Origin of the sequence: Bradyrhizobium sp. NAS80.1, assembly GCF_001908205.1 — a bacterium.
Classification (GTDB): domain Bacteria; phylum Pseudomonadota; class Alphaproteobacteria; order Rhizobiales; family Xanthobacteraceae; genus Bradyrhizobium.
In genome coordinates, this window is the sequence record NZ_LGHL01000346.1 from 1 (window position 1) to 6,098 (window position 6,098).

The 6,098-nt window shown below is 63.2% G+C and carries 6 protein-coding genes, 1 tRNA gene and 1 pseudogene; 1 reads left to right on the plus strand and 7 read right to left on the minus strand.

The window, feature by feature from the left end; translation table 11 throughout:
* Positions 1 to 100 precede the first annotated feature (100 nt).
* The 4 genes from AC629_RS43145 to AC629_RS43160 all read right to left on the minus strand — a co-directional run bounded on the left by AC629_RS43145 (position 101) and on the right by AC629_RS43160 (position 3,289).
* Positions 101 to 610, minus strand: a complete 510-nt coding sequence (locus AC629_RS43145) for a hypothetical protein (RefSeq protein WP_084810684.1) — start codon at positions 608 to 610, stop codon at positions 101 to 103.
* A gap of 234 nt (positions 611 to 844) precedes the next feature.
* Positions 845 to 1,153 (minus strand): EthD family reductase, encoded by a 309-nt coding sequence (locus AC629_RS43150; protein WP_084810685.1) that lies wholly within the window; start codon positions 1,151 to 1,153, stop codon positions 845 to 847.
* Positions 1,154 to 1,367: 214 nt separating this feature from the next.
* Complete coding sequence (locus tag AC629_RS43155; protein ID WP_084810686.1) at positions 1,368 to 3,074, minus strand: FAD-dependent oxidoreductase; 1,707 nt, start codon at positions 3,072 to 3,074, stop codon at positions 1,368 to 1,370.
* Between the two features lie 26 nt (positions 3,075 to 3,100).
* On the minus strand, positions 3,101 to 3,289 hold the full coding sequence (locus AC629_RS43160) for a hypothetical protein (RefSeq protein ID WP_084810687.1): 189 nt from the start codon (positions 3,287 to 3,289) through the stop codon (positions 3,101 to 3,103).
* A 317-nt stretch (positions 3,290 to 3,606) separates the two neighbouring features.
* On the opposite strand from AC629_RS43160, the gene AC629_RS43165 reads away from it, so the two are divergent.
* Positions 3,607 to 3,681 (plus strand) — tRNA-Thr (locus tag AC629_RS43165).
* 95 nt (positions 3,682 to 3,776) lie between these two features.
* Here AC629_RS43165 and AC629_RS43170 read toward each other — a convergent pair.
* From AC629_RS43170 to AC629_RS43175, 3 genes and pseudogenes are all read right to left on the minus strand, one after another.
* Complete coding sequence (locus tag AC629_RS43170) at positions 3,777 to 4,853, minus strand: autotransporter outer membrane beta-barrel domain-containing protein (RefSeq protein ID WP_349531706.1); 1,077 nt, start codon at positions 4,851 to 4,853, stop codon at positions 3,777 to 3,779.
* A gap of 21 nt (positions 4,854 to 4,874) precedes the next feature.
* Positions 4,875 to 4,979 (minus strand): annotated as a pseudogene (locus AC629_RS50065) (Ig-like domain-containing protein); the annotation flags it as partial.
* A 701-nt stretch (positions 4,980 to 5,680) separates the two neighbouring features.
* A complete protein-coding gene (locus AC629_RS43175; RefSeq protein WP_084810689.1) occupies positions 5,681 to 5,962 on the minus strand; it encodes a hypothetical protein in 282 nt (93 codons plus the stop codon).
* Positions 5,963 to 6,098 lie beyond the last annotated feature (136 nt).

Consider the following 6,098-nt stretch of genomic DNA (forward strand, 5'->3'; position numbering starts at 1 on the left):
AGCGCGAACCCGGAATCCAGATGTTGTTGAGCGAGACAGTTCGATGCGTTTCATCGCACCGGAATGACTAAAACAGGCGCGTACGCGAGCGCCTGATCGATCAGGCAAAAGCCATCGGCTTGAAGCGGCGCCATGCACCGATCGTGACCACCACGAAGAACACCAGCACGATGCCCTGCACCACGGCAAACACGGGGCCAGACGGCGGCGCCGGCGGCACGGCGGGTGCGAGCGCGGCGAGCGCCGGAATCTTCAGGAACGACTGGATCACGAGCACGAAGACGTTGAAATACAGCGAGACCATCGCGGTCACGATGTAGACCGGACGCCACACGCCGGCGAGCTTCATGCCGTACAGCGCGATGCAGGCGATCGCGAGCAGCACCAGCGAGAGAATGCCGATCATGTGCGACGGCAACAGCTCCTTGAACGGAAACAGGAAGCCGGTGACGCTGGTGAGGATCGTGAACAGCAGAAAGATCGCGGTGAGGCCCGGCATCGGCTTCGAGCCGAGCAGGCCGGACATCACGATGAAGCCGGCGACGATGGCAATCAGGCTGATGATGACATGGACCATCGTGAAGGCGGGCAGGCTCAACCCAAGTACCATGGCATCTCTCCTACGCTTCCAGCATTGAGATCAGGAGATTAGTATTACGGTCCTCATTGGATTACCACCTGCGCCGGCATCATACATGCGTGCGCAGCCATTCGTCGTCGTGCGAATCGACAAACGCGTGCTCCAATTTTTTGCATCGCTGTCACAAACGACGGCAGGTTTCGACGAAAATTGGAGCGATCGATCATAGCGCCGGCCCGCAATTGGCGAACCGGCGCGACGCGCTCAGACTTCCTTGGTATCGAAGATCAGCAGGTCGGCGCCGCCACTGGCGAATTTCGGCACGTCGCCCGCTGCCGCCTTGCCTTCTGCGCTGCCGAATGCGGCCTGGATGTCGGCCACGCTGTTGAAGGTGAGAATAGCGACGAGGTGGACTCCGGAAGGTCCAGCGGGGGAGCCGACCGGCCCGTTGCTGACGGCGTATTTCTTCAGGCCGGGAAGTTTCTTGGCGAGCGGAATGTGGGTCTCGGCATAATGCTTGTCGAAAGCTGCAGCATCCTTGGGCGCCTTGTAGAGCACGACGAGTTCGGCCATTTAGTTCCTCCCTTGAATCTTATTGTGTTCAGATCCTCATGATGAGGAGCGTGCGAAGCACGCGTCTCGAACCATAAAGGCCCGGCTCATCGTTCCGGGCCTCGATCCTTCGAGACGCGCGCGAGCGCGCTCCTCAGGATGAGGGGATAGTCACGCATGACACCGCAAGATGGCAAGTCACAATCCGCTTGCCGTTTGCTTGTCTTGTCCTTGACTAAAGCGCCGGTTTTGCGGCGTCGCCGAGATAGCCGTGCAGGGAGGCCACGACTTGTGCGCCTTCGCCGATGGCGCCGCCGACGCGCTTGACCGAGCCGGCGCGGACATCGCCGACCGCGTAGACGCCGGGCACCGAGGTTTCGAGCGGAGCCACGAGCCGGCCCTGGTTCTGCTCGGACTGTGCGCCGGTGACGACGAAGCCGCCGCGATCGAGCGTCACGCCGCAGCCGTCGAGCCAGCCGGTCGCCGGGTCGGCGCCGACGAACAGGAAGAGATTGCGGATATCGGCGGAATCCTCGTCGCTCGACAGCCGGCTCTTCCAGCGGATGCGTCGCAGCAGCGAGGCCTCGTCGCCTTCGAGCGCTGTAATCTCGGTGTTGAAGAGCAATTCAATGTTCGGCGTCGCCTCGATGCGCTCGATGAGGTAGCGCGACATGCTGGCCCCGAGGCCGCCGCCGCGGATGATCATCAGCACCTTTTTGGCGTGCCCCGACAGGAACACGGCGGCCTGCCCGGCCGAATTGCCGGCGCCGACCAGCGCCACTTCCTCGCCGGCACAGAGCCGCGCCTCGACAGGAGAAGCCCAATACCAGACACCTCGGCCTTCGAACTTGTCGAGATTTCCGATCTCCGGCCGGCGATAACGCGCGCCGCTTGCGACCACCACCGCACGTGAGCGCACCGGATCGCTGCCGTCGAGCGCCATCGAAAACGCGCCATCCTTGCGCGTGCAGTCGAGTGATTTCACCGTCACCGGAATCATGATATCGGCGCCGAACTTCTGGGCCTGGTTGAAGGCGCGCGCGGTCAGTGCCAGACCGGAAATGCCGGTCGGGAAGCCCAGATAGTTTTCGATGCGCGCGCTGGCGCCGGCCTGGCCGCCGAAGGCGCGGGTGTCGAGTACAGCGACCGAAAGTCCCTCCGAGGCGGCATAGACCGCGGTGGCGAGCCCCGCCGGTCCGCAGCCAACGATCGCGACATCATAGATGCGGTCGTTGCGGGGGCCGCCGATCATGCCGATCGCCCGCGCGACCTCGGTTTCGCCGGGGTTGCGCAGCACCTCGCCGCCGGCGGTGACGACCAGCGGCCAGTCTTCAGGCTTCGGCGAATAGCGCGCGATCACCTCGGCGGCGTCGCTATCCCGGTCGGGATCGAGTAGATGATGCGGCTGGCCGTTGCGGGTGAGGAATCCCTGCAATCGCACCACGCCGGCCGAATGCGACGGTCCGATCAGCACCAGACCGCCGATGCCGCCCTGGAGCAGGTTGACCCGGCGCAGGATCAGCGCGCGCATGATGCGCTCGCCGAGCTCGGCCTCGGCGACCAGCAGCGCACGCAGGCGATCCGGCGGAAGCAGCAGCGTTTCGACATCGCCTTCGGCGCGGCCGTCGACCAGCGCCGGCCGGCCGGAGAGCTGGCCGAGCTCAGCCAGGAATTGCCCCGGCCCCTGGTCGATCAGTGGAGCGACATGACCAAGCCCGTCGCGCTGGGTGATGGCGACGTGGCCCTTCAGCACGACGAACATGCCCGGCCCGGGCTTGCCGGTCTCGAACAGGAATTCGCCATCGGCATAGGTGCGGACCTCGCCGAAATGCCTGACACGCTCGATCTCGGCTGATGTCAGCGTCGGAAAGGTCTGTTCAGGGCGCGTGAACCGCGACATCGGCGTGTCACCATCGATTCGTTGCACCTCGTCCTGCCCCATTGCCACGTTACACGCTCCCAAAAATTCTAGCCACCGGCCTTCCCGGCGCCCCCCTCATCCGGGGGACCATCATCATTCTGCGAGGGCTCGGTGATTGCCGCGCGTTCGCGCGCCTGCACCTTCCGCCGCTTCAGGTTTTCGCGCAGCGCGGATTTCAGGCGGTCGTCCCGGGACGCCCTCGCCTGCCTCGTACTCTTGTCGTCCTCGTCAGCCATCACGGATCCATCACACCGATCGGCGATAACATGCCCCAGGAAAATGGCAGCTCAAGTGCCCCGCGCTATCCGATCGTGCGAAACTCCAAAATGGATCGAACCCAAGACTTGAGCCAACTGGCCAGTTGGCCGGGGATAGCGGAACCCAAATCGGTGGAAACTCGGTCGTTTCAAGCCAAAACAGGCATTTTGGCCCCCATATCGACCCGATTTTCTCATTTTGACAGGTGCTGCAAGCTTGCACAGGAGGGGGGCTTGTGGCAGATATCGGCCCGCTTGGTAGGCCCCCTTGGCGGCCGATTCTTATCCCAGCACATGCTGCCGTAGCTCAGTGGTAGAGCACTCCATTGGTAATGGAGAGGTCGACAGTTCAATCCTGTCTGGCAGCACCATTCATGGCGTTGGATTTGCTCGCCATGCTCCTCATCGTGGCCGCTGGTGCGTTAGAGATGGCCGCGCACCGGTATCCACTTCGCTCGAAAACGCTCTAGAACGGCAGCGACGCGCGGCCGCGCACCGACCACATCGTGAACTGGTCGGACCCGAGCCCACCCATCTCACCGCCGATCGACACCCTCGCTCCACCCGTCGTCGTCACGCCGAGGCCGCCCGTGACGCGCGCCGACCAGCCCTGCACGAACTGGGTCGGCAGCAGGAGCGGCGTGAGCGGCACTGTCGCATCGTCGCTGTTGAAATAGTAATCGGCATAGACGCCGACATAGGGCGTCAACGTCACCGTCGGGCTGCACATCCAGGGATACGCGACCTTGGTGCCGGCGCTGGCGCGGCCGTTGGAGAAGGTGCGTTCGGTCTGGGTAATGCCGAGATTGTCGGTATAGGCGTCGTCGTGCTCCCAGATCGCGTAGACCCGCGCCGACGGCTCGATCTCGAAGCCTTGCGCGGTCTTGTACGTGCCGACGAGCGCCGCGGTGGCGATCCAGCGCTGCCCCGGGAAGGTCGCGGCGGCGGTCCCGGCGACGCCATCATAGCTGATGCCGGCGCGCGCGACGCCTGCATCGAACCGCACGCTTTGCGCGATCCGCCAACCCAAATAGCCGCCGACGGTCCAGCCGTCGCCCTTGAGCCGGCCGGCAAGCAGTTCCGACGTATAGTCGAATGTCTCGTAGCCGCCGAACATTCCGACCAGCAGGTCAGCCGTAATCTTGCGCGTCACCCCGAGCAATGCGTTGACCTGACCGCCGCGGATGTCGCCGGTCTGCACGCTTGTGCTCCAATTGCTACCGCGCACGTCCGCCCAGGCAAGCCACTGCTTCGGCTCGGGGCGCGGCAGTGCCTTGGTCACGCCGTCGCGCCCGGCGTAGCCTAGCGCCGCGAATGCGTCGCCGACGCGCTCCTGCTTGGTGTCGGCTACGCCCTGCTGCGGCTCGGCCGCAAAGTTGAAACGCAATCCGTTGTCGCTCGCCGCAATCGGCGCGACACTGCCACTGAAGCCCGCGCCGATCGCCGCATCGATCGCGCCCGAGACGACGGCGCCGGAGGTCTGCGACTCGATCTTGGTGACCGCAACCTGCAACGCGCGCAGTTTGATGCTGTCGGCCGGCACGTTGACGAGCTGTGCCAGGCCAGCGGACGTGCTTCCACCGAACGCCGCGTCGCCGCCGTAGACTGCGGTGATCAAGTGGCTTCCGATGCTGAGCGTGGCAATCGTCAATGTCGCCTTGCCGCCACCGCCGACCGCCCCCCGTCCCCAGCACCGTCGCGCCGTCCTTGAAGGTGACGGTGCCGGTTGCCCCGGCGCCGGAAACGATCGCCATGAATGTCACCGGCTCACCGAAGGCGCTCGGATTTTTCGACGATGTCAGGCTTCTTCGACCGTCATTGTGGCGTCGGCGGCGAAATACAAAACCGCATTTCCGTTATTGTTCTCTTGAAAAGACCGTATGTGATCGGCGTTGACCATGCATGGCGTGCCGGGCCCACCACCAGTGTTTCTCCGAGTGAGAGATATGAAAACCGCCATTGCTTTCTCCGCCCAAGTGCGCCAGCGAAGTAGCGCACAACCCATCCTTGCACTCGGCATCCATGTAATACGTTTTGGAATGCTACGACAGTGTGCGGCTGAGGTTTTCCCCGGCTAGAGGCGTTTGGCGGGTCCTACCGATCGCCCGGCGGATCGCGGGACCGCCCGCCATCAGCATATCTGGTCGCCACCTTTTCCGGTTTTGCCGCACCAGCTAATCTAGGGAAGTCCAGAGGATATGCGCGGTGACCGATCTTGAGAGCGACATGAAGGCTATGGAAATCGCCTTCCGTCAAACGACGCGGTCACCAATTGGAGGGCTTCGGGCGAGCGGCAGGTCTGAGCCGAAAGGCCAGCCTCAGCTCTCAGACCGACGTGAAGGACGCGTCGAAGAACAGAGCTCAAGCGGCTCAATGGATAACCTGCGTCTCAGACCGATCTTCATCCACTGCTTTTCGGACGCTGTCCGCGACACACTTAGCCAGCTCAACATGTGCTTGGGGCGGCAACCCCGCTAGGCTTGTTTCTGAAAGCGCACCGCGAGCCAACTCTCGGATGATGGTCAAGCGCAGAAGCAGCTCGTAAAATCGTACACCTGACGAAATGCCGCCGCAGCGCAGTTCGCCCTCTCTCTCGATCGCATCGCCTGCGATGAGTGCGATCACGTTGAGAGTACCATTTCCTTCGCTCATTGGCGTAGCTCCCTTGCGAAACGGCTCATGCTATAATGCCATTATAGCGGCGGCATGAACAGGAGGCTGCGATGACGATTACAGAACTCGACGTTGTTCCTCGCGAGGACGATCAGGAATTTCTGCTCGAATGCTG